The sequence below is a fragment of the Luteibacter anthropi genome, from assembly GCF_011759365.1.
GTDB lineage: Bacteria > Pseudomonadota > Gammaproteobacteria > Xanthomonadales > Rhodanobacteraceae > Luteibacter > Luteibacter anthropi.
Genome location: NZ_JAARLZ010000001.1, coordinates 473,821 through 496,306, shown reverse-complemented (window position 1 = coordinate 496,306; position 22,486 = coordinate 473,821). Strand labels below are relative to the sequence as shown.

Below are 22,486 nucleotides of genomic sequence, written 5' to 3'. Positions count from 1 at the left end.
CCTTCCTCCTCACCGGATCGTGTCCGTTTGGCCCAAATGGCCGTTCTGGCGCGATTTTTGCGTACCCCCGATGAGGCCGATCCACTTGAAAACTGGTCAAAAAATCATCAAATGACTATACTGATCGGTTCCTGTAACCCCCGCGGCGGTCGGCATGACTAATAAAGCTCACGAGCAACAGTCGGAAATCAAGCAGCTCATTTCCAAAGGCCTGGAGCAGGGCTACCTGACCTACGCGGAAATCAACGATCACCTCCCCGACGACATCGTCGATCCGGAGCAGATCGAAGACATCATGGCGGTGCTCAAGGGCGTCGGCATCGAAGTCCATGATTCCGCCCCGGACACCGACACCATCAGCGACGGCGCCGCCCCCGGCTCCGCCTCGGATGACGAATCCGCGGCCGAAGAAGCCGTGGCGCTGCTGTCTGCCGTCGACTCGGAGGTGGGCCGCACCACCGACCCGGTCCGCATGTACATGCGCGAAATGGGCACCGTGGAGCTGCTGACCCGCGAAGGCGAAATCGCCATCGCCAAGCGCATCGAAGAAGGCCTCAACCAGGTCCAGACCGCGCTGTCGTCCTTCCCGCTCACCATCCAGCTCCTGCTCGAAGAGTACGACCAGCACCTGGAAGGCAAGCGCCGCCTCAGCGAGATCCTGGCCGGCTTCGCCGACCTGGAAGCCGCCGAGGACCAGGCCCAGGCGGCCGCCGCGGCCAACCCGGCCGAAGTTGCCGACGCCGACTCCGAAGACGACGACGACGATGGCGTCGATGCCTCCGGCACCGACGAAGACGAAGGCCCGAGCGGTCCGGATCCGGAAGAAGTGAAGCGCCGCATGGAAGAACTGCGCTCGCTGCACGGCAAGTTCCAGAAGTCCGCGCCCAAGGCCGAGATCGCCGACAAGAAGGTCGCGAAGATCCGCGAGCAGATGTCGGAAGCCTTCCTCAACCTCAAGCTGCCGTCGGCCCTGATCGACAGCTTCGTGCGCAAGCTGCGCGAAGTGGTGAACGACATCCGTCACCACGAGCGCATCCTCATGGACATCTTCGTCAAGCAGGTGAAGATGCCGCGCGCCGAGTTCCTGAAGAGCTTCCCGTCCAACGAGGGCAACCTCGAGTGGGCCGCCGACCTGTCGCGCAAGCGCCAGAAGTGGTCGCCGAACATCAAGAACTTCCGCGAAGCGATCGACGCAGAACAGGAAAAGCTCGCCTCCATCGAGCGCACCCTGTACCTGCCGCTGACCGACATCAAGGAAATCAACCGCGCCATGTCGGTGGGCGAGGCCAAGGCCCGTCGCGCCAAGAAGGAAATGGTCGAGGCCAACCTGCGCCTGGTCATCTCCATCGCCAAGAAGTACACCAACCGCGGCCTGCAGTTCCTCGACCTCATCCAGGAAGGCAACATCGGCCTGATGAAGGCCGTGGACAAGTTCGAATACCGCCGTGGCTACAAGTTCTCCACGTACGCCACCTGGTGGATCCGCCAGGCCATCACGCGCTCGATCGCCGACCAGGCACGCACCATCCGTATCCCGGTGCACATGATCGAGACGATCAACAAGCTCAACCGCATCTCCCGCCAGATGCTCCAGCAGTTCGGCCGCGAGCCGACGCCGGAAGAACTGGCCAAGGAAATGGAGATGCCCGAGGACAAGATCCGCAAGGTACTGAAGATCGCGAAGGAGCCGATCTCCATGGAAACCCCCATCGGCGACGACGAGGATTCCCACCTTGGCGATTTCATCGAGGACACCAACGCCAGCTCGCCGGTCGAGTCGGCGACGGAAACGGGCCTCATGGAAACCGTGCGCGACGTGCTCGCTGGCCTCACCCCGCGTGAAGCCAAGGTGCTGCGCATGCGCTTCGGCATCGACATGAACACGGATCACACGCTGGAAGAAGTCGGCAAGCAGTTCGACGTTACCCGCGAGCGCATCCGCCAGATCGAAGCCAAGGCCCTGCGCAAGCTGCGTCACCCGAGCCGCTCGGAGACGCTGCGCTCGTTCCTTGATATCGATTGATCGGTAGCGACGAAAAGTAGATGAAGAAACGCCCGCGCAAGCGGGCGTTTTCTTTTTGTCGGAGCCAGGGTACCGGGGTTTACCCGGTGCCTCCGGAACGATCCATCTGCTTTCGCGTCATGACACCTACTCGCAGGCCCATGGGCTTCAGCAGCTTCGCCACGGTATCCAGCGTGGGGCTCGTGAGGCCACGCTCGATATCGGCAAGCCCTCGCGCCGAGACGCCGCACAGCTTCGCGTACTCGGCGATCGTCAGACGCAGTGTGGTGCGTATGAACCGGATGGTATCGGCCACCGGACGATCGGGATGGCCCTCGATGTCCTCAAGCAAGGCCAGCCGCACTTCGAGTTGCTCGCTCGCCGACATGGGATGGAAGCGCTTGTCCACGATCAGAACGCCTCGATCTGGCGCACGACGTTCTCGATTGTCGCGCGCTGCATGTCCATCACCGCCTCATCCACGCCAAGCGCAAGCGCGTTCGCACGCAACGCCTTAAGGGCCGGCAACATGCCAGTGAGCGCGTCAAGCAAAGGCTCCTCGGGAACGCCGCCCGCCTCGGCAGCCTGACGTACGGCGCTACGCCACACGGGATGGCCAAGATCGTCTTCCGCCCAGCGCATGCGTCGCGCAATACCGTCCGGGTGCAGCATCATCGGCGCGAAATCAAACAAGGGCGTCAGGCCGATGAAGCCATCGGCACGGCGCTGGATAGCCGTGTTGCGCGCGTGGTTGTCCTTGTTGCCCAGGGCGACGTTCGCCACGTCACGACGAAGGTACTCGGCAATGTCCCGAAGCGGTTCCGTGCAGACGTTGCCCAGTCGTCGGCAGACTTCATTGTGCGACGGCGCCACGCCGAACCCGGGAACTTCGCATAGCGACGCCGCGCTCTCCTGAGCATGGCGCGTGACGCGCCCGCCTTCGACCTCGCGATCAAAGCGGGGAACAAAGAGCACGCCCGGGGCATAACGCAGTTCGCCGTATACATGAAGGCCAAGCTTTCGGGCCAGCACCATGTAGAGCGCTTCCTGTCGAAGGATCGACACCGTGGCCGCATGCGTCCCGACCGCGAACTTCACCAGCCAGTGTTTCGCCACCTCGTCATCAGGCAGTGCATGATCGAGGTAGAACAGACCATCACGTCCCTCGGCCAGGAGCAGCTTGGGCCACTCGCCCTGCACCCCCGACGAGCCACCGATAAACATTCCATGGGCCGCCAGGTAGTCGATGAAGTTGCCATCGCGAGCGACGATCTCATCCCAGGCGAATCCCGTCCGGTCATCCACTACATGGCGCCCAAAGCGCTCGGCGGCCTCGCGGATGCGCACGTTGCCGACAGGGTTGCCCGCACCCACGGACAACAGCGCCCAGTCGGCCGATGCCCCTGCGGTTTCAGGCAAGCCCATCTGCCGAAGCAGCCGCTGTCGCCCGAACCCCTGGGGCAAGAGATCGATCAGGTAAGGCGGCCAGGTGCTTTGGGTGTAGGTTTGCAGCGCCACGGGCGCATTGACCCCCACGGCGGCCGCATCGTTCCGGCCCATGAAGTCGAATAGATAGATCAACCCATAGCCGACATCTGTACCCGCCTCCCACCCACGTTCGGACGGATCGCGCAGAGAAACGACCGCCGCCTCCCGCCAGACGCCGTCCATCCAGATTTCAATGTGGGCCAAATGGGTCATTTAGGCACTTTTATATCACAATAAGGCCAGGATCTTTCCGTATAACGCATATTATACTGCCTAAGTAGGCGAGCCCTGACCTCACCCACGCCCCCTCCTTATCGCTAAGTCCGTAGCATGCGGTCCACCATCTCCTTGATCACGACATAAGCGGTCGTACGCAGGCAGTACGACTCACCTTAGAGCGTGGAGCGGGAATGACCGCGTCACTCATCGTGGAGTTTCCCGCTGGCGCCTCTGCGCCATGGATACGGCCGCTTCCGGCACATCGATCTCGACATAAAGGCCCAATTCGTTCAGTACGTCGAACAACTTGCCCCACTGGACGCTTTCGCCGCCCCGCTCGACCTTGGCGAGGAAGTTCTCGCTCACTCCGATGCCTTCCGCCGTGGCGTCCTGGCGCAGACCCTGAGCCTTACGGGCTCCCCTGACCAGGGGACCCAGCTCCCTGGCGGAGTTCAGTCGGATCTTCATCCCAATTCCTCGTGTTCGTGCGGATTAATGGCTGCGCCTCACGATAGCCGATGAATTCCTTACGATCATAAGGAATATGAGCGGTTAGCACGTAGATGCATCCAAAATCCTCACGAACGAAAGGAAATTGACTCTCAGCGTAGAACCCGCCAGCCAAATCCTTACATTCATAGGGAATATCCCAAAGAATGAGAAATGAATCGGACAATCCAAGGTGGATTCATGCGCCCTCCACCCAAGTACCAACGCCATAAATGCCAGAAGCACCTGTATCAGGCTGGGCGAGAAAGCACGGCTTCGCTACACTCCCCGCTCCGCAAGGGCCTATAGCTCAATGGTTAGAGCAGAGGACTCATAATCCTTTGGTTCCAGGTTCGAGTCCTGGTGGGCCCACCAAATGAATTTATTTCACGAGCCCCTGTTCTGAAAGGAATAATTGGCCTGATTGGCCAACTTATGATGTTCTGAAAGCATAAAGGGGCCGGTGATCACTGATCACATCGGCATACGTTATCCGGAAGGCAGACTCCGTGGGCCGATGCCCATGTCCGGAGCGGCCGCGCCGACGACAGAAGACCTTATATGCCCATCGAAGGCGCAGACGCCACGCGCGGGCAGGGACCGGCGTGTGGGTATTCCCGCGAACCATCGTAAATCTGTTCCGCCACGCCCTTACTTTCTCGATGTAGAGAAAGGAACCTCGCATCGCGCTTGGCGTGCTGGCGTGCCGATGGCGCCTATCACATGTATACATTTTGCGATTTATTCCATCACGGAACTGGCTTACCCTCTAGCCTGGTCCGATCCGTCCGCGACGTGGTCAGAGTTTTGGAATAGGGGCAGGAAGCGCTTGGAAATTCTCATTGGTCTCGTGGTCTTTTGGGTCATCGTCGGCTGGCTGAGCTCTAGAAAGAATCGCCAACCCCGGAATGACGCTGCCCGGCCTTCCTCCGCTCATAGTCAAACTCCTCTGCCCCGTACCAAGCCTCCCGCGACGGATACATATCGACCGGCGGCAAAAGCGGCGACAAAGCCAATTGACTTCGGTCCCAAGTCGGCGCCTAGGACAGATGCGAGCAAAGACCTCAGCGGCATCAATGATGCTTTTACAGGCCAACGCCTCAAACCTTCTCTGCCGATCTTCGAATGTGGCAGCTGCCATGTCTTCTACCAAGAAGCGAGCATGGCGGTCCTTCGTGAAGCGAACGCCTCCAAGTGCATGGTGTGCGGCAGCTCCCAGCTAAGGCGATACGGCGGTGGCGAATCGAATGCAAGTGCTCGGAACCACATTCCGGACGCGATCACATTGAGCAACTATCGCGACCACATAGGACAGGTGGTGACGTTCACTGGTTTTGTCCACGAAGTTAAGCAAAGCCGAAGGGGAACGGATTACGCTGTAATGTTCGAGGCCAAATCGTGGACGAAGGGATTGAAGATGGTTGCGTTCCGTGGCGGCGTTGCAAAGATCGGTGGCGCACAGAAACTGAAGGCCTACGCGGGCAAGACCATTACTGTCCGCGGCCTCCTCATTAACGATAGGACCTTCGGACCCGAAATCATTGTTGACGATCCCGCCATGATCTTGAGTGTCTCCTGATGAAGTGGCGCAATATTTCTAGCACTTACAAGGACCGGATCGCCGAGCTAAGCAAGCAACTCGATCGCGACCCATTCTCAGTACTTGGAGTAAACGCCTCAGCGAGTGATGAGGAGATAAGGTTGGCCTACCGAAAGAGGGTTCGCGCATACCATCCTGACAAACAGGATGAATTTGTCCGCTTACATGCTCAGGAGGTCGTAAAGATCGTCAACACCGCCTATGAGCGGATTTGTCGAATTCGGGGAATGTGATGGACCGATACCTTAGACACGATCTCATCGATTGGTTTGATCAAGAGCATCTTCGCTCCACTCGTGCATTGGTTATAGGCGCAGGAGCCGTTGGTAACGAGGTGATAAAGAACTTGGCGCTTTTGGGCGTTGGCGCGATCACCATTGTTGACTTTGATCGAATTGAGCTCCACAACTTGACGCGGAGTGCACTTTTCTCTGAGGAAGATGTTGGGAGGTATAAAGCCGAGGTAGCTGCAGCCGCGACCAAAAAGCTGGATCCTAACTGTACAGTAGAGTTTCTAGTCGGTGACGTTTGGAATGCTGTCGATTTTTCGCGACTACGTAGCTCCACCGTGGTGTTCTCATGCGTTGATGGCTTCTTCGCGAGAATCCGAATAAATCAGCTATGCAGTCTTTTGGGTGTCGACCTAATCAACGCTGGCATTGACTCGAGAGCTGTCTCTGCAGAGATTTTCCCATTTCTTAGGCACCCTGAAACCGCATGCTACGAGTGCAATTTGCCACCATCGGTCTACCAACGGATAGGCGAAAGATTTTCATGTGGCTGGTTGAAGAAGATTGCTTTCGAAGAGAAGAAGGTTCCGACAACAGCGATAACCGCTAGTTATGCCGGCGCTCTGGCCACATCGCTCTTTTTGTATTCGTTTAGAGAGGATGCGGCGCCGGGGGCTCGACGTATCTTCCTGGACTCAATCTCCCATACCAGCTCTTCGATGAGCCTATCCAAGAGCCCAATGTGCGCGTGCTGTTCGACTCATGGGAAAGAGCGGGTCACAATTAGGGCAAGCAGAAACATCGACAACCTACTTTTAGGCGGCGTGGATTCCCTTCGATCGCCGATTACGCTCAGCGATCCCGTCTTGGTTTCATGGGAGACGTCTGCAGATCCTAGTTGTGAGGAAGGTCGAGAACTTGTATTCGCATTGGCTTCAGAGTTTTCGGACGCAGACACGAGTTGTCGCAGATGTGGGCTTAAGCATCGACTGGCGCTGATTCGAGACCAATTTACAATAGAGGAACTCGCCGAGTTTCGGGGAATGAAACTTCCTGGAAAGTTTGTATCAATGCAAGAGAGCGACACCCAAATCTTGATTGAGTTGTACGACGGAGAAGAGCATGAGTGAGGTCAGTGTAATAATTCGAACCGCAGACCAGACCCGGAAAGCAGAGGTTTCGCTTCCGGGATCCCATACGGGTGCGGACGTTATTCAGGCCGCGGTGGACAATTGGGCCCTGCCCAAGGATACGGACTACTCGCTAGTCAATACTCGACTGTCGAAGGCAGTTCAACCTGCTGTGGCACTCGATGTACAGGGAGTTCAGAGTGGCGACATTCTTGAAGTCCAGCCCCTGCTTGTCGCAGGCTAAGTGAGCTATGAACGCATTCAACGCGCGCCGAGATGAGGATGTACGAAAGCTCAAGCAACTCGAGCAAGCGACCAGTGGTCGGATTCGTGTTATTGAGTGCTCTGGGCACCCGATTTCTCAGATTTCATTGCGGTATCAGGTGAGAACCGCAGGCGATGATAGGTATCCGGTGAAATCCTTGTCAGAGGTTGATGCCATCATACAACTGAGCTCACGCTACCCGTTTGAGGAACCTTCGATTTCAGTGAGAACGAAGGTTTTTAACCCGAACATCTACACGAGCGGGCGAGTATGTTTAGGCTCAAAGTGGATCGCTACCGAGTATCTTGACTTGCTTGCGCAACGGTTGTTCAAGATTTTGTCGTTTGACGACTCAATCATCAATGTTGCATCGGCAGCCAATGGAGACGCCGCGCGCTGGTACCTAAGGACTAAGCACTCAAATCCGCAGAGTTTTCCTAGCGATTCGCTTGTGGGGGCGACGGTGAATCAGAAGCCAGCGGTGCGATGGACAGATGATCCTGAATCGCAAACCGCAAAAGTTATAGTTTCGTGCCCCCATTGCAGAGCAAATATACGGCTGCCTTCCGGTCGGGTTGGAACTGTTGCTTGCCCTACTTGCAAAAATTCGTTCTCGGCTCAAACATGATTCAATGGAAAGCGGTTAAGCCTGACTCGGGTGCAGCCAAGCTGGCGGATGCGTTGGCTAAGCTCCCTATTCTCGATGCAATGTCTATCACCGCGCTGCTCTTAAGAGCGCCGGTTGTTTTGTTCAACGACGAGGCGAGGTCAATCATTCAGCATCACGTGTCTGCTCGAAGGGAGGAGAGTGGTGGCTTGCTTCTCGGACACGCTTTTATTCCATGCGAAGGGACGACCGCAATTCCTTACCCGCTTGTCGTCGTATCAAAGGCGGCGCCATCACACGAATACATCGGCACTACCGTTTCCTTGCAGATGGGGCCGTCAGTTTGGGATATGGCTCGAGAACACACGGATTCGGGTTTGCTTGTGGTTGGCTGGTTCCACAGCCACCCCAATCTCGGCGCTTTCTTTAGTGGAACAGATCGCAAGACACAAAGAGATTTTTTCTTTCATCCGTACTCACTCGGGTACGTAGTTGATCCCGTCCGGAGCGAGCATGCCTTTTTTTTGGGGGCAGAATCCTTTCAACTTTTCGAGGAAAGTGTTTTCCACGTACAGGCGGCGATCTTCTCACGTGTGAACGCAGGACCAGGCTAGTCGAAGGCGTGAGAAGCATGTGGCTCGTGATGCGAAGGGTAGCTGATCTTTAACCGAGGGATGTCTATGCCGGACGGCGAACTTTAGCGATCGACGGTTGCACTTTTGGCGGCGCGATCCGCAAATCGCTTCTCTAGCCCAGATTGCATGGCTACCTGATTAGATTGTGAGCCCATCCCCAAATCGTTAGCACCTTAAAGTGGAGCTGTCGTCGGGTTTTGATCCTTTGCGGAACGCCTCCGCGAACTGCGCTGGCATCCTATCCGCAAGGACGAGTGTGGGCGGAAATGGTTATAGTCCGCTCTCCAAGATTCGATCTTTTCCCGTGCGTCTGCAAGCGATAGAAACCAGTGGGCGTTCAGGCATTCGTCGCGCAGCGAACCGTTGAAGGACTCGATAAACGGGTTGTCGGTGGGTTTTCCGGGACGCGAATAATCCGGCGTGACCCCATACTCGCAGGCGTACCAGTCCAAAGCCATCGAAATGAATTCCGGGCCATTATTAACCTGTATGCATGTGGGGCTGCCACGACGCTGCCGCAAATGATCCAGGGTCGCGACGCCGTCTTCGCCGCGAAGACGGCGGGCCACCTCGATGGCAAGGCATTCCCCGGTGAAGTTGTCGACGATGGTCAGCGCACGAAAGCGTTGACCGTTGAAGAGTGCATCGGCCACGAAGTCCATACTCCACAGCTGATCCGGTGTCGTCAGGACTGGGCGGTCCAGACGGGTCGCCGCCGCTTTGCGGCGCCGCGGCCGTTGTGTCCGCAAATTAAGGCCGGCTTGTACGTAGATTCGATGTACCCGCTTGTGGTTTACGCCCAGCCTTCCCGACGCAAAAGCACGTGGATACGCCGCGCACCGTAGGCACGCGGACCTGAGCGATCTCACACATCCGCTGTCGTAGCGGAGCGTCCATGATCGGTCGTCTATGCCGGTAGTACCAGCCGGTTAGCGACAGCCGCATCACCGCGCACGAGCGGCGAATGCTCACCCCGTAGGTCTGCTGAAGGGTGCCGGCGAGCGCCTTGCGCTGCGCCGGCTTCAGAGTTTTTTCGCAGAACGTCCTGCAGCATGGCCTTGTCCAGGCTCCGGTCGGCAACCAGCTGTTTCAGCTTGCGGTTCTCTTCTTCCAGCTGCCGGAGCCGTCGGAGCTCGGGCAGACCCAGTCCACCGTATTTCTTTTTCCAGTTGAAATACGTTGCCTCACAGATGCCCATCTTCCGGCAGACCTCGGCGATGCTCGTCCCGGTCTCCACCTGGCGGAGGGCGAAGGCGATCTGTTCTTCGCTGCACTTGGTCTTTTTCATGGCAAAACCGTATCCCTCGCAGGGGCGGTTTCACCGGCTCACTCTACTTCGAAATGCCACTAATGGCAGGGATGGGGTCACCAATGGCACGGCTGAAAATCCAGCGTGCACGCAGCTTGCAGCTGGTTCGAATCCCACCCTCTTCGCCAGTTTCGCAAGCAAGACCACGACTTAAGATTTTTATACTACGCGATTCTTTGCCTATCACCCAGCAATCTGCAGGACGATCTTCCCGCGAGAACGCCCCGCTTCCGAGAGCGCTAGCGCTTCCCTGACGTCGGTAAGCGAAAGTATCGCTTCGACATGAGGCGTCACCTTGCCCGCCTCGACCAAATCCGTGATTTCGTTGAGCTGCTTCGCATTGGAGACGGTAAAGGCGCGCTCCACGCGCACGCCATGACGTCGTGCTTCGTCGGACGGAAACGCCACCGCCGTCACCATGCAGCCACCTTTTTTTAGCGTCTGGAAGGCGCGTTCGAAGGTGTCGCCGCCGACCGTGTCGAAGACCACGTCCATGTCGCTAACCTGTTCCTCGAACGGCTGGCTGGTGTAATCGATGACTTCGTCGGCGCCCAGGCCGCGAACGAACGCTTCGTTGCGCGAGGACGTGACAGCGGTGACATGAGCACCGACAGCCTTGGCGAACTGCACGGCAAGTGAACCTACGCCACCAGAGCTATTGGTGATCAGTAACCGCTGGCCGCCGACGAGGCTCGCTTTGTCGAACAGGGCCTGCCATGCGGTAAGTCCCGCTAAAGGCAATGCGGCGGCCCGGACCATAGTGAGGTTTGCCGGAACGTGCGCAACGTCAACGGCCTCGACCACGGCGTATTCAGCGAAGGCACCGGAGGGCACCAGGGCAAATACGCTTTCGTGCTGCATGAAGCCTTCAACGCCCTCGCCCACCTCCGCGACCGTACCGACCAGCTCGCTGCCCAGATAGATAGGCAGAGTCATGCCCAGGCGCTGCCCAGCGCCGTTGCGGATCTTCCACTCGATAGGGTTGACGCCCGCCGCCTGCACCTTGACCAGGATCTGACCGGGCCCCGGGGCGGGCCGAGCCACATCGGCAATTTCAACAACGTCATTGGCGCCGTATTCATGGATGACTACTGCCTTCATCGTGGTACTCCGCTGGATGGTGGACGCGGACGATGATAGATTGCCGTTTTATCGATGTGACGCCATCCCACATCGCCAAGACGCCAATAACCATGAGCCATGCCTACACCATCAGCCGTGTCGTCAAGCGATCTGATGAAAGCCTGCCCCTGCATGCACACGCGGAAGCGCAACTGACCTATGCCGCCTCAGGCATGGTCCAGATCCACACCAACGACGGCGTATGGCTGGTGCCACCGCACCTGGCAGCCTGGGTGCCGCCAGGTGTGGCTCACCGGCTGGATATCGTGACGGACGCCGAATTGTGGATGGTCCACTGGGAGTCATCCGCGCTAGGCGCCTGGGTTGGCCAAGGCCTGCTTGATCGAGCCTTTGCACTACGAGTGACACCGTTACTGCGATCCTTGCTCACTGAGTCCATCGGGAGCGATCCTGCGTCAGACAAAGCTGATCTCATGCTGCGGCTCATGTTGCACGAGCTCACTGCAATGGAGAAAGCCCCCACCTTCCTGCCGCTGCCTTCAAGCCCCGCCGCAAGGCGCCTCGCGGAACTGCTACTTGGCGACCCGCACCAGCGACTGAACCTGGACACGCTGGCCCAGCGGGCGGCTACATCGGCACGCACCGCGAGCCGGCTGTTTCCGCGCGAAACCGGATTGACGTTGAAGGCCTGGCGTCAGCGCGCGCGGATCGTCAGAGCCATGGAGCATCTGGGGCGCGGCGATGCGCCGGCGAAGGTTGCGCGCGATGTCGGCTTCGCCAGTACGGCCGCTTTCGCGCATGCGTTTCGCCAGGTCACTACGATGACGCCCACGGCATTCGCCGATCTGACTCCACCATAGGCGCAAACGCGCAGTGACCGTTCACCGCTGAAGTGATCCTGCATCCAAACAACGCCTCCCACGCATCCAAGCCTTCGAGACCACCCAACGGAAGGTACCGAGATGCTTGCGTCGCACCTGGCACGTCGTAAAGGAATCCGTTTCACACTCCGCATTGCAACCCTCGCGGCGGCCTTGGCTGCGCTACCCTTCACCGTAAACGCCGCGATTGCCATTCAGGACTCGCCCGAAGGAAAGCTGGGCGATCAGCTGGTCCAACGGATCGACACGAACAACCCGGCCACACTGCGGACATGGGCCGAGCGTGTCATCGCGCCAACCATGCCCAAGGACGACCGCGCGGCCTTCCTGAGTGAGCTGATGATCGCCAACCGTGAAAGCGGCGGCCTGGATGTCGTCGATCGTCGCTCCGATGCGCACCAGCCCGGCATGCTCCAGCTGGCGGTCAGGGCACGCCGCGACGGTCGGCAGGGTCTGTTTGTCCTCGTTGTCGATCCGAAGCAGCCAGATAAGCTCGCCCAGGCCACGCTCTTCCCCATGGAGGATGCCGGCCTTTACGCGACATGGCCGAAGGGGCCTGTATCCCAAGAGCAGATCGCCAGACTCGTAAGAGGCGCTATCGACAGGCTTGCCACTGCCGACGGGTTCTCAGGCTGCGTGACGGTCAAGGTCGCCGGGGCGGTGCTGGTGAATGAGTGCCGGGGCATGGCAGAGCGATCGTTTGCCGTGCCCATCGACGATCACACCCGGTTCCATGTCGGATCGATCGGCAAGATGTTCACCGCCGTCGCGATCGCGCAGCTCGTCGAGTCCGGCAAGCTCTCCTGGAAGACAACGCTGGCGGAGGCGTTACCCGAATATCCCGACCAGCAACTCGCCCGACGCATCACGCTGTGGCAACTGCTGCACCACACCGCCGGGCTGGGCGACTTCATGGTGGACGAATACTTCCAGCACCGCGAACGCTATATCGATCCCGAGGACTACCTGAGTCTCATCGCTCACCAGCCCGTCACTGGCGAGCCCGGTAAGCAGTGGAACTACAGTAACGCCGGTTACGTCCTGCTCGGCCGGATCGTGGAAAAGGTGTCGCGAGAAACCTACGACGACTACATCCAGCATCATGTATTCGCCCTCGCCGGCATGACATCCAGCGGCTTCGACAGGCTGGACGATGTCACCCCCCGCCTTGCCACCGGCTACTACCGGGAAGGGGTTTTCTCCCGCGACTGGAAAGCCGCATGGATGAAGCTCGGCGCCAAGGGTGGCCCGGCCGGTGGCGGCTACTCGACCAACGCCGACCTGATCGCCTTCGCCACGGCGCTGCGCGATGGCAAACTGGTCAACGCGGCCACTTTGTCGACACTGTTCGACGACGAGGTACCGGCCGGACCAGGGGCGTACGCCGCGGGCTTCGGTGACCGGCTGTCCCACGGCGTGCATATCCGTGGCCATACGGGCGGCATCGAGGGGACCACGGCCAATCTGCAGATCGTATGGGAGACCGGCGCCATCGTGGCGCTTACCAGCAACGAAGGACCGACGCAGCACTGGATGCTCGTCGAACACATCGCCGACCTGCTTGCCGCCGAAGCGCCGGCATCACCGGCGCCTTGACACCTTATTCGATCATGACCGGAGCGATCCCATGGATGCCGTCTACCTGATTCCCCTCATCGTACTGGCAGCCCCCGTGCTGGCCATCTTCTTCGTATTGCGCTATCGCCACATGCAGACACAGGCACGCTATCGCATGCTGCTGGAGCTGGCCGACAAGGGCGTCACGCTGCCTCACGAATTGCTCGTCGAGCAGCGCGTGGAGTACTCGGAGCGGCGCCGTGCACTGGTACTCATCAGCGGAGGTCTTGGCCTGACGATGATGCTACTCGCACTGCCCGGCCACCTGGACGATGGCTTGAGCATCCGCAGCCTCTGGGGGCTCGGCCTCCTGCCATTGATGACCGGCTTCGGTTATCTCGCCAGCTGGTGGTTGAACCAGCGTGGTGAGGCGCATGGCTGAGAGCGGCATCGGCGACATGGACAGGGCGCTCATCAGGCGCGTCCTGTCCAGCGACGATCGACGGGCATTCGACCAGCTGGTGCGTCGGCACCAGGGCATGGTGCGCGCCCAGCTCAGGCGATTGACGCATGGCGACGACGCCACGGCGGATGATCTTGCGCAGGAAGCCTTCCTGCAGGCGTGGAAGAAACTGGACCAGTTTCGTGGCGATGCGCTGTTCTCCACGTGGCTCTACCGCATTGCCTATAGCTGTTTCCTGCAGGCGCGACGCAGGACAAGCTGGAGCGATGTCCGTAGTGATGACGAGGCCACTGCCTCCTTATCGGCACCGCCGCAGCCGCTCGACCTGCTACTGGATCTTTCCCGCGCCATGCAACGCTTGTCCGACGGCGAACAGGCGGTGCTATTGCATTGCTTTCAGCTCGACCTGAGCCATGAAGAGACAGCCTATGTACTCGGCATGCCACTGGGCACGGTGAAGAGCCACGCATTACGCGGCAAGCAGAAGCTGAAGCAGTGGCTTACCCCATGGCAAGATACCGATCATCACGGAGACACCGCATGACACCCGACAATGACGATGCAATCTGCGCGTTGCTGCGCGCAGGATTCGACGGCCCGGTCGCGGACGATGGTTTCACTGATCGACTCATGCAACGCCTGCCCCCACGCCGTCGTCCGGTGCCCTGGCTAGCGGTGGCCGGTGCCGGTGTCGGACTGATCGCAGGCTGCCTCAGCCTGTGGCCTAGCCCCGTGCTGCATGCCGGGTGGAGCGACTGGATGCATAGTCGCCCCTCGACCGCCGCCATCGCCCTGTTGCTTGTCGTAGGCGGCATGTCGCTGCTCGGCCTGGGCTGGGGCCTCGCGGAATCCGACGACTAGATACTGCCAGCGCGGCGCAAGCTTGAGGTCAACCCAACAAGCCACGCTCCCGAAGCATCTCGACAATGCGGGCTGCGAGAAAGGCAGGCGACTGCTCCGAGCCATCAAGGCGAAGCTCCGGGGAGTCCGGTGTCTCGTAAGGATCGCTGATGCCGGTGAAGTGCTTAAGCGCCCCCGAGCGGGCTTGTGCATAGAGTCCTTTCGCATCGCGCGCTTCGCATACATCGAGGGGCGTGCTCACATGCACTTCGATGAAATCACCATGCACCTCCACCAGCGCACGCGCCACTGCCCGATCGTCCGCATAGGGAGCAATCGGGGCACAGATCGCCATGCCACCATGACGGACGATTTCCGCTGCCACATAGGCGATCCGCCGGATGTTTGCCGAGCGGTCGGCACGCGAAAAGCCCAGGCCGGCGGACAGGGTTTGCCGCACTTCGTCGCCATCGAGCAGACTGACCTGCCGCCCCGTGTTTTCGAGAAGGCTGGCCATGAGCGCCTGTGCGAGGGTGGACTTGCCGGCGCCGGATAACCCCGTGAAGAAAACGGCGCATCCGCGGTTTGCCGCATGCGGAAAGCGCTCGCGAAGGATGGCTTCCACTTCCGGATAGGTGAACCATGCCGGGATAGGGCTACCGTCACGCAGGTACTTGCGCAGTTCGGTGCCCGAGACGTCACTTGCGGTTTCACCCGGATGCAGTTCGTCGGTGGCGACATAGGCCTGTCTCACGGCCGAATACACCATGGGAGCGAAGGGAAGCACCGTGATACCCAGCTCGTCGGCGTGGGCCTGGACCAGAGCCTGGGCAGCTCGTGCCTCGTAGAACGGCCTTCCAGACACATCCTTTCCCGGGCCGGCATGATCGCGACCGACGATGAAGAAGTTCGCGCCGAAGTTCTTGCGGATGATGGCGTGCCATAACGCTTCGCGTGGTCCCGCCATGCGCATGGCCAGTGGCAGGACCGACAGTTTCACCGCCTTCGCCGGATAGTGCTTCACCAACGCGCGATAGCAGCGGACGCGCGTGTAGGTGTCGATATCCCCGTCCCTGGTACGCCCGACGACGGGATGCAGAAGGAGCTTTCCATCCACGGCAGCCATGGCACGTTGCGTCAGCTCGACATGCGCACGATGCAGCGGGTTGCGCGTCTGGAAGGCGACGATGCGCTCCCATTCCTGATTGGCGAGGTAGGCACGCATCTGGCGAGGTGACGTCCGCAGGTCGACGAAGTCGTGATGAGCCAACCGCTGCAAGCCGTGAACACGACCGCCCAGATAGACCCCGCCTCGCTTCAGCAGGTCGGCGACACCGGGATGATGCACATCCAGCGTGCCGTAGACCTGCAAGGCTTCACGGGCCTTGTCCGGGCGAAAGATGTCGGACAGGGTGAGCAGCGCCAGCGCTGTACCTTGCCCATCACGCAGCACGATATCCTGACCGACCAAAAGCGATGCCGCAGCGTCTTCGGAAACGTCGAGCACGATGGGCATGGGCCAGAGCGTGCCATCGGCCAGGCGAAGGCCATCGACGACGGCATCGTAATCCGCCTCGCGCATGAAACCGTCCAGCGGCGAAAACGCGCCATCCAGAAGCAGTTCAAGATCACATAGATGCCGGTGATCGAGCACCACGCTGGGAAGCGCACCGGAGGCACGCCTTGCAGCGAGAGCCTCCGCCTCGGGCAGGTATAGCTCCTTCAGCACTCCGCCGTGCGGCTCGACCAGCGTGGTCAAACGATCGTCACCTGGTTGACGTTGTTCTTCGGATCCGCCCAGAACGCCTCGTTGGCGAAGCGCCCGAAGACCTCGCGCGGCAGGACGGGTGTGCGCTCCACGGCCTCGACCCTGGCTCGAACGACATGCAGTCCCGGCATGCCCACGCGCGCATCGAATTCGTCGGCGCTGTAGGCGATGTTGTCGAAGTCATGATTGAACCAGGGTTCGCCAAGAAAACGGTATACCGCTCGCATGGCTGCCTCTGGATTGCGAACCAGGCTTTCATAGGTCAGCAACAACAGGTGATCGCGCGCGTATTCGCCGTAGAACGCTTCCTTGGTCGCCTGATAGGCAAACCCGACCATCCCGCGCGGATCGGTCAGTGCCTCGACACGCGAGTACACCGTCGTGTTCGTGTCGTAGCGAAACACCTTGCTGACACTCACCGGCTGCTTGAGTACCAGCCGTTCCATGCTGTCCAGCACCCAGGCCAGCTGACGTACGCAGGCGATAACCTTCACGCCGGGGAACAACGTATTGAGCAGCCCCATGCGGCTGCACCACAGGCGGCTCATGTCGAATACCGCTTCCGGCCGCGCATCGACCGAATAGAAGTTTTCCACCAGCCCGCGTAGCAGGGACACGCGCTGCTCATCCGTGACGTCGAAGGCAAAGTCGTTCTTGCTGCTGGCCTCGGCCACCACCACGCCCATGATGTCGGCCAAAGGGCTGGTCATGCCGGCGCGGAAGCGCGGATTCTGGTTGAGGATCGCGGCGAGCAAGGTGGTGCCCGCGCGGGGCAGGCCGGAGATGAAATGGAACCGGCGCTCTGACATGCGGTGTTTCCTCTATCGGGGTGCGGGCGCCGTGGATGCACGCAGGCGCATCTGGTAATCCATTTCGACCATGCGGGGATCGCCCTTGCCGAGCAGGCCCAGCAGGAGTTCTTCCGTGGCCCGTTTACCCATGTCGCGCACCGGCTGGTGCACTGTCGTGAGCAGGGGCCACACGCGTGTCGCAATCGTGGTGTCGTCGAAGCCGCAGATGGATATCTCGTCAGGCACCCGCACGCCGGCTTCGGCCGCGGCCCAGATGGCGCCGACGGCCATATCGTCGTCGGCCGCGAAAATGGCCGTGGGCCGCTGTTTCAGGCTCAGCAGCTGGCGGGCCGCCTTCACGCCCGACTCGAAGGAGAACTGGCCCTGCACCATGTAGTCGGCACGCTCCTCCAGCCCGGCACGCTTCATCCCGTCGCGGTACCCGGCCAGGCGCCATACGCCTGCGCCGTGCTTCGGGTCGCCAATGATGTGCGCGATGCGGCGATGTCCCAGCGCGACGAGGTGATCCACCATGGCGGCGGCGGCCTCGCGCTCTTGCAGGATGACCCCGGCGATGCCCTTGGATTTGCGCGGTGCGATGGAGGCGAACGGCACGTCGGTGGCGCGCAGATGGGCGAGCAGCGCCGGGTGGTCCGTGATGGGTGGCGTAAGGACCAGCCCATCGGGACGATGCCGCCAGAGGATGCCCTCGACACGCTCCATGAAATCCTTCGCCGTGGAATCCAGCGGCTGCACCATCATGCTGTACTGCTGCGCCTCGCAGGCCTCCTGCACGCCCGCCTGCACTTCCATGACATAGCTGGGCGACAGGTTGTCGTAGAGCAGCCCGATCATGAAGGAGCGATTGGAGGCGAGGCTGCGCGCCGACGCGAGTGGCCGGTAATTGAGCTCGGCCACGGCGGCCATGACGCGGTCGCGCACTTCCGCACGCACGCCAGGCTCCTGGTTGAGCACGCGCGAAACGGTCTTCTTCGACGTATCGGACGCACGAGCCACATCGTTGATGGTCACGCGCGACATGAAGGCCTCTTCAATGCTTCGTTCCCTGGGTGACTCCCGCGGCCACCTGCTCCACGGGCGTATTCCAACCGGATACCTCGACCACCGTACCGACCGAGCCTTGCGCCGGATAGCGCGCCGTGAGCACGACGGATTCGCCGGGCCATAGCGTGACGTCATTGTCAGTCCACCTCACGGGCAGCGCAAGGTCGCCCTTCGCGCCGCGGCGTATCGTCAGGTGCTCTTGTACGGCGGCCGATGGCGATGAGGCAGGGATGGACAGCGTCACCCGGGTGACATCCTCATCACCTTCACGAACGGTGGAGACCTGGACCTTGCGAGTCGCTTTCGGCAAGGATGCCAGGGCCGTGAAGTCGCCGTACTGCGTCACTGGTGTGAGGTACCAGTTGGACTTCGCCCAATCGAGCGTATCTTCACGCGTGGACAGCCAGTAGACGTTGCGACTGACAGGCTTGCCGTCCGCGCCGGCAAGTTCCAGTTCGACGAAATAGACCGTGGACAACCCGGTGACCGACGGCAGATCGAGCACCGGCTGCGCGTGGTTTCCCGCAAGTTCGATATCCTCGACCTGCTTCTGGTAGCGCACGCTGCCATCGAGGTTGCGGACTTTTACCAACGCCTTCAGCCCGTGACATTCATCCAATGTGTGGTTCACCACCACGACGGAACGCGAATCGTACGAATATTGGATGTGCACCGGTTCGTTGGCTTTCTTTGCGCCGTAGTAGGCCCCGGCCGGATTCATGTAGTAGTCGTACAGGTGCCAGTGCAACGACGGCCAGGCGCTGTTGAGCATCCAGTAGATGACGCCAGTGGCAGGGTTATCAGCTCCCATGCGGGCGTTGAAGGCTTCGAACTGTGCACGTACGTTGTCGTAGTTATCGAGCTGTGCCTTCGCCACGTAGTCGGCAAGGCCCGTCGGTGCACCGTAGCGCTTTGCCAGTGCGGTATCGAACGGCGTGAGCACGGCGAACGTCGACCAGTCGGCCGAGGCGTGGTACTGACGCGCCTGCGGGTACTTCCACAGGGCTTCCTGCTCCTGCACCGACAGCATGCGCTGCACATCTTCGATGCGAGGAATCACCGCACCCGCACTCACTTCCGAATCGAAGCCGAAGGCTGCGCCCTGCTTGTCCCCGTACCAATAGGACGGCGGAATCCAGTCGTAGGGGCCCGCCATCTTCATGCCCGATGGGCCGGCCTCTTCCGTCTTCTCATCCACGGCGGCGGAAATGACAGGCAACGACCAGCCTTCGTCGCGAAGCGTATCCGTATACATCTTCGAAAGCGTCGGCGGTGGGGCATGGTCGCTGCCGATGTAGAAGCCGATCACCGAAGGATGGTTGCGCAACAGGCGGGCCTCGCTGGCCATCGACGCCTTCGCCACCCGCATATCGGCGTCGTTCCAGGGTTCGCCGCCCGTCTTCGCGGCGGCCTCCCACTTGTCGCAGCATTCCCAGCCGGCCAGCACGAGGATACCGTTGCGGTCGGCCAGGTCGTAGAACCGGTCGTTCTCCAGCTTGCCCTCGCTGCGGATGGTGTTGATGCCCAGGTTCACCACATAGCTGAACTCGGCCTCCATGCGCGCGGGATCGTCGCGCAGGAACATGTCGGGCGCCCAGCCGCCACCGCGTATCAGCAGGGGCTGGCCGTTGATGGTGAACTGGCGATAGCCCTGGCGGGTGAGCGTGGATTCCACGCGGCGAATGCCGAACGTTGTTGCCGAGCGATCCGACGCAGCGCCATCGACCGTCACGGTCAACGCCATCTGATAGATCGGATGGTCGCCCATGCCAACGGGCCACCACACCCTGGGGTTGTCCAGCGTCACCGCTGGCGTCGATCCGGAGGCCAGCGATACCCGTTTCACCTCACCAGGGGCGAGACGGATCGTCTGCTGCACCGGCTTGTCGGCAACGGTGCCCGAGACGGTGACGTCATGGGCCACCGTATCCAGGTTGGTCGCCGTGACGCTCACGGCCAGGGTCGCCTGCTTGAGGTCTGCCGACAGTGTGGACATCACATGCGGTGCACTCAACGCCACGGGTCCCGTCTGGACGATGTCCACCCCACGCCAGGGCCCCATGTTGTTGTCCGGCGGCGTGGGATTCCAGTCCACCCAGCCAATGGACAGGCTCATTCGCGGATCACCCGGATACACCTTGAAGGCCACCGCATTGGCACCTGCGTGTACCCAGCGGGTGACGTCGATGTCGTGCTCGGGATAGGCCCCTGCCAGATCCGCGCGGTCGGCAACCTTCTGCCCGTTCACCCAGGCATCTGCGGCCGAGATGATGCCGTGGGTGCGCAGCAGCGTGTATCGCTTTGCGGCTGCCTTTGGCAGGTCGAAACCCGCCCGGTACCACCACGGCGTCACGAAGAGGTTGCCGCTGGCGTCAGGCACCTGCACGGCACGAAGGTTGTCGCTGTGGAATACATCGTCTTTAAAGACGCCGTTTTCCAGCAGGCCGGCCATCACGGTGGCGCGTCCGGTGACCGGATACCATTCCCTGGTGGCGAAACCACTGGCAGAGATCGCGGCGCCGCCTTGCTGGGCTTTCGCGTCGTCCTGGATCTGCCACCGGCTTATGGGGTTGGCGGTTCCTGCCTCCGCGGCAACGCGCGTATCGGCGTACGTGGTACCTGCCATCGCGGCTGGGCCAAGGGCCACGCCCATCACGATGGCGGTCACGAAGATCGTTCGTACTGCGTTCTGCATGGCGTCAATGCTCCCTGGCTGCCGTGCGCTGGATCTCCTGCGGCGCGAACGGCCATGCGGCATTCACACGCGCCCACACCAGGAAAACAACCAGCCCGGCGATGATCCATGCACCCGAAAGCAACAACGATAGTGTCGAAGCGGATACGTAGACGTATATCCAGCCCAGCAGCGCAATGATGCAGGGCACCGGATAGAGCCATTGCCGGTAAGGCCGGTGAAGCCCCGGCTCGCGCCGCCGCAGCGTGATGAGGGCCACGACCTGGGCGATGGACTGCACCAGGATGATCGCCGTCAGCAGCATGTTGATGACTTCGGTCAGGTCGAAGAAGGTGCCGGCCGCCGTGACCGCACCCATGGTCAGCAGGGCTATATGGGGAAAACCTTCCTTCCCATGGAGCCGGCCGAATGTCGAAAGAAACACTTTGTCACGTGCCGCTTCGTACGGTACCCGCGAACCGCCGAGCAGACCGGTGAACACCGATGCCAACGCCGTGACGATGATGAGCACGGTCATCACCGCCGCAGCCGCATGGCCCCAGCTCCGCTCTACCACCAGCGATGCCACGGATTTGGATGTCGCGATCTCCTGCCATGGCGCCACGCCCAGCACGCTGATGTTGAGCAGGAGATAGATCACCATCATCGCGGTGATCGAAATGATGATGGTGCGCGGCATGGTGCGCCCGGGATCACGAAGCTCGTCGCCGATATAGGCCGTGGTGTTGTAACCAAGGTAATCGTAGACGCCGATGATGAGCCCCCCGCCGAGTCCGGCGAAGAAATGCGGACCGAACGCGCCCGGCGGGACATCGAATGCCAGCCGGGCATCGAAGTGCGAGAACCCGGCTGCCGCCACGCCGATGATCGAAACGAGCATGATCACCCAAAGCGCAATGGTGATGATGCGTACCGACTCGATGCGGCGGTACAGCAACCACGTCACCAGAGCCGTTGCCACCACCCCCACCAGATGCGCGGTCCACCAGCCCATGCCGGGGAAGAAGAATTGCAGGTACTCCACCATGCCGATGATGCCCGTGGACATCAGCAGGGGAATCGCCAGCAGCATCGTCCAGATGAAGAGAAACGGCATGAGCTTGCCACTGCGCTCCTGGAACGCCCTGCGCAGGTAGACATAGGTGCCACCGGAGCCCGGCATGGCCGCGCCCAGCTCTGCCCACACCAGCCCATCGGCCATCGCCAGCAAGGCGCCCACGATCCACCCGACGATGGCCTGTGGACCGCCCATGGTCGCCACCATCAACGGGATGGTGATGAACGGGCCGATGCCGCACATCTGGGTCATGTTGATGGCGGTACCGGAGAAAACCCCGATCGACCGATGGAAGTTACGCTCACTCATGAT

20 protein-coding genes, 1 tRNA gene and 1 pseudogene are annotated in these 22,486 nt (G+C 60.7%); 12 read left to right on the top strand and 10 right to left on the bottom strand.

From position 1 onward, the window contains the following. Positions 1 to 154 precede the first annotated feature (154 nt). The gene (gene rpoD / locus HBF25_RS02060; protein ID WP_166946075.1) at positions 155 to 2,023 is read left to right on the top strand and encodes an RNA polymerase sigma factor RpoD; all 1,869 of its coding nucleotides are present in this window, start codon (positions 155 to 157) and stop codon (positions 2,021 to 2,023) included. Between the two features lie 79 nt (positions 2,024 to 2,102). On the opposite strand, the gene HBF25_RS02055 is transcribed toward rpoD, so the two are convergent. The 3 genes from HBF25_RS02055 to HBF25_RS02045 all read right to left on the bottom strand — a co-directional run bounded on the left by HBF25_RS02055 (position 2,103) and on the right by HBF25_RS02045 (position 4,177). Further along, a complete protein-coding gene (locus tag HBF25_RS02055) occupies positions 2,103 to 2,411 on the bottom strand; it encodes a helix-turn-helix domain-containing protein (RefSeq protein ID WP_166946073.1) in 309 nt (102 codons plus the stop codon). A gap of 2 nt (positions 2,412 to 2,413) precedes the next feature. Next, complete coding sequence (locus tag HBF25_RS02050; RefSeq protein ID WP_166946071.1) at positions 2,414 to 3,703, bottom strand: type II toxin-antitoxin system HipA family toxin; 1,290 nt, start codon at positions 3,701 to 3,703, stop codon at positions 2,414 to 2,416. Positions 3,704 to 3,913: 210 nt separating this feature from the next. Then, on the bottom strand, positions 3,914 to 4,177 hold the full coding sequence (locus tag HBF25_RS02045) for a helix-turn-helix domain-containing protein (protein ID WP_166946069.1): 264 nt from the start codon (positions 4,175 to 4,177) through the stop codon (positions 3,914 to 3,916). A gap of 320 nt (positions 4,178 to 4,497) precedes the next feature. Between HBF25_RS02045 and HBF25_RS02040 the strand changes: the two genes are divergently transcribed. From HBF25_RS02040 to HBF25_RS02015, 6 genes are all read left to right on the top strand, one after another. Beyond that, positions 4,498 to 4,573: transfer RNA gene (locus tag HBF25_RS02040), tRNA-Ile, on the top strand. A gap of 454 nt (positions 4,574 to 5,027) precedes the next feature. Continuing rightward, complete coding sequence (locus HBF25_RS02035) at positions 5,028 to 5,777, top strand: hypothetical protein (protein ID WP_166946068.1); 750 nt, start codon at positions 5,028 to 5,030, stop codon at positions 5,775 to 5,777. Next, positions 5,777 to 6,031, top strand: coding sequence for a J domain-containing protein (locus tag HBF25_RS22615; RefSeq protein ID WP_166946066.1), 255 nt, complete (start codon positions 5,777 to 5,779; stop codon positions 6,029 to 6,031). The genes HBF25_RS02035 and HBF25_RS22615 overlap by 1 nt, the downstream gene beginning before the upstream one ends. Beyond that, positions 6,031 to 7,158 carry a ThiF family adenylyltransferase gene (locus HBF25_RS02025; protein ID WP_166946064.1) on the top strand — a complete coding sequence of 376 codons (1,128 nt, stop codon included), beginning with the start codon at positions 6,031 to 6,033 and terminating at the stop codon, positions 7,156 to 7,158. Before HBF25_RS22615 ends, HBF25_RS02025 begins: the two co-directional genes overlap by 1 nt. Positions 7,159 to 7,409: 251 nt before the next feature. Next, on the top strand, positions 7,410 to 8,051 hold the full coding sequence (locus HBF25_RS22610; RefSeq protein ID WP_166946062.1) for a ubiquitin-conjugating enzyme E2: 642 nt from the start codon (positions 7,410 to 7,412) through the stop codon (positions 8,049 to 8,051). After that, on the top strand, positions 8,012 to 8,644 hold the full coding sequence (locus tag HBF25_RS02015) for a Mov34/MPN/PAD-1 family protein (protein ID WP_166946060.1): 633 nt from the start codon (positions 8,012 to 8,014) through the stop codon (positions 8,642 to 8,644). The genes HBF25_RS22610 and HBF25_RS02015 overlap by 40 nt, the downstream gene beginning before the upstream one ends. Positions 8,645 to 8,830: 186 nt before the next feature. Here the strand turns inward: HBF25_RS02015 and HBF25_RS02010 are convergent. Further along, a pseudogene (locus HBF25_RS02010) lies at positions 8,831 to 9,953 on the bottom strand (IS3 family transposase). A 204-nt stretch (positions 9,954 to 10,157) separates the two neighbouring features. After that, a complete protein-coding gene (locus tag HBF25_RS02005; RefSeq protein ID WP_166946058.1) occupies positions 10,158 to 11,075 on the bottom strand; it encodes an NADP-dependent oxidoreductase in 918 nt (305 codons plus the stop codon). A gap of 92 nt (positions 11,076 to 11,167) precedes the next feature. Between HBF25_RS02005 and HBF25_RS02000 the strand changes: the two genes are divergently transcribed. From HBF25_RS02000 to HBF25_RS01980, 5 genes are all read left to right on the top strand, one after another. Then, the gene (locus HBF25_RS02000; protein WP_166946056.1) at positions 11,168 to 11,917 is read left to right on the top strand and encodes an AraC family transcriptional regulator; all 750 of its coding nucleotides are present in this window, start codon (positions 11,168 to 11,170) and stop codon (positions 11,915 to 11,917) included. A 174-nt stretch (positions 11,918 to 12,091) separates the two neighbouring features. Then, positions 12,092 to 13,534, top strand: coding sequence for a serine hydrolase domain-containing protein (locus tag HBF25_RS01995; protein ID WP_243852963.1), 1,443 nt, complete (start codon positions 12,092 to 12,094; stop codon positions 13,532 to 13,534). A 31-nt stretch (positions 13,535 to 13,565) separates the two neighbouring features. Next, positions 13,566 to 13,937, top strand: a complete 372-nt coding sequence (locus HBF25_RS01990) for a DUF6249 domain-containing protein (protein WP_166946052.1) — start codon at positions 13,566 to 13,568, stop codon at positions 13,935 to 13,937. Continuing rightward, on the top strand, positions 13,930 to 14,502 hold the full coding sequence (locus tag HBF25_RS01985) for an RNA polymerase sigma factor (RefSeq protein WP_166946050.1): 573 nt from the start codon (positions 13,930 to 13,932) through the stop codon (positions 14,500 to 14,502). The genes HBF25_RS01990 and HBF25_RS01985 overlap by 8 nt, the downstream gene beginning before the upstream one ends. Further along, positions 14,499 to 14,819, top strand: a complete 321-nt coding sequence (locus tag HBF25_RS01980) for a hypothetical protein (protein WP_166946048.1) — start codon at positions 14,499 to 14,501, stop codon at positions 14,817 to 14,819. Before HBF25_RS01985 ends, HBF25_RS01980 begins: the two co-directional genes overlap by 4 nt. Before the next feature lie 28 nt (positions 14,820 to 14,847). Here HBF25_RS01980 and HBF25_RS01975 read toward each other — a convergent pair whose 3' ends face one another. The 5 genes from HBF25_RS01975 to HBF25_RS01955 are packed head-to-tail and all read right to left on the bottom strand — an operon-like array spanning position 14,848 to position 22,483. Then, positions 14,848 to 16,557: a bifunctional sulfate adenylyltransferase/adenylylsulfate kinase gene (locus HBF25_RS01975; protein WP_166946046.1), complete on the bottom strand. Its 1,710-nt coding sequence runs from the start codon at positions 16,555 to 16,557 to the stop codon at positions 14,848 to 14,850. Continuing rightward, the gene (locus HBF25_RS01970) at positions 16,554 to 17,375 is read right to left on the bottom strand and encodes a sulfotransferase family protein (protein WP_166946044.1); all 822 of its coding nucleotides are present in this window, start codon (positions 17,373 to 17,375) and stop codon (positions 16,554 to 16,556) included. The genes HBF25_RS01975 and HBF25_RS01970 overlap by 4 nt, the downstream gene beginning before the upstream one ends. 12 nt (positions 17,376 to 17,387) lie before the next feature. Beyond that, complete coding sequence (locus HBF25_RS01965) at positions 17,388 to 18,398, bottom strand: LacI family DNA-binding transcriptional regulator (RefSeq protein ID WP_166946042.1); 1,011 nt, start codon at positions 18,396 to 18,398, stop codon at positions 17,388 to 17,390. Positions 18,399 to 18,408: 10 nt separating this feature from the next. Then, the gene (locus HBF25_RS01960; protein WP_243852950.1) at positions 18,409 to 21,117 is read right to left on the bottom strand and encodes a glycoside hydrolase family 2 protein; all 2,709 of its coding nucleotides are present in this window, start codon (positions 21,115 to 21,117) and stop codon (positions 18,409 to 18,411) included. Positions 21,118 to 21,121: 4 nt separating this feature from the next. Then, positions 21,122 to 22,483 (bottom strand): APC family permease, encoded by a 1,362-nt coding sequence (locus HBF25_RS01955; RefSeq protein WP_166946040.1) that lies wholly within the window; start codon positions 22,481 to 22,483, stop codon positions 21,122 to 21,124. Positions 22,484 to 22,486 lie beyond the last annotated feature (3 nt).

Coding starts and splice junctions, on each gene's coding strand:
- rpoD (WP_166946075.1), top strand. CDS start 155: ATGACTAATAAAGCTCACGAGCAACAGTCGGAAATCAAGCAGCTCATT.
- HBF25_RS02050 (WP_166946071.1), bottom strand. CDS start 3,703: ATGACCCATTTGGCCCACATTGAAATCTGGATGGACGGCGTCTGGCGG.
- HBF25_RS02045 (WP_166946069.1), bottom strand. CDS start 4,177: ATGAAGATCCGACTGAACTCCGCCAGGGAGCTGGGTCCCCTGGTCAGG.
- HBF25_RS22615 (WP_166946066.1), top strand. CDS start 5,777: ATGAAGTGGCGCAATATTTCTAGCACTTACAAGGACCGGATCGCCGAG.
- HBF25_RS02025 (WP_166946064.1), top strand. CDS start 6,031: ATGGACCGATACCTTAGACACGATCTCATCGATTGGTTTGATCAAGAG.
- HBF25_RS22610 (WP_166946062.1), top strand. CDS start 7,410: ATGAACGCATTCAACGCGCGCCGAGATGAGGATGTACGAAAGCTCAAG.
- HBF25_RS02005 (WP_166946058.1), bottom strand. CDS start 11,075: ATGAAGGCAGTAGTCATCCATGAATACGGCGCCAATGACGTTGTTGAA.
- HBF25_RS02000 (WP_166946056.1), top strand. CDS start 11,168: ATGAGCCATGCCTACACCATCAGCCGTGTCGTCAAGCGATCTGATGAA.
- HBF25_RS01990 (WP_166946052.1), top strand. CDS start 13,566: ATGGATGCCGTCTACCTGATTCCCCTCATCGTACTGGCAGCCCCCGTG.
- HBF25_RS01985 (WP_166946050.1), top strand. CDS start 13,930: ATGGCTGAGAGCGGCATCGGCGACATGGACAGGGCGCTCATCAGGCGC.
- HBF25_RS01980 (WP_166946048.1), top strand. CDS start 14,499: ATGACACCCGACAATGACGATGCAATCTGCGCGTTGCTGCGCGCAGGA.
- HBF25_RS01970 (WP_166946044.1), bottom strand. CDS start 17,375: ATGTCAGAGCGCCGGTTCCATTTCATCTCCGGCCTGCCCCGCGCGGGC.
- HBF25_RS01965 (WP_166946042.1), bottom strand. CDS start 18,398: ATGTCGCGCGTGACCATCAACGATGTGGCTCGTGCGTCCGATACGTCG.
- HBF25_RS01960 (WP_243852950.1), bottom strand. CDS start 21,117: ATGCAGAACGCAGTACGAACGATCTTCGTGACCGCCATCGTGATGGGC.
- HBF25_RS01955 (WP_166946040.1), bottom strand. CDS start 22,483: ATGAGTGAGCGTAACTTCCATCGGTCGATCGGGGTTTTCTCCGGTACC.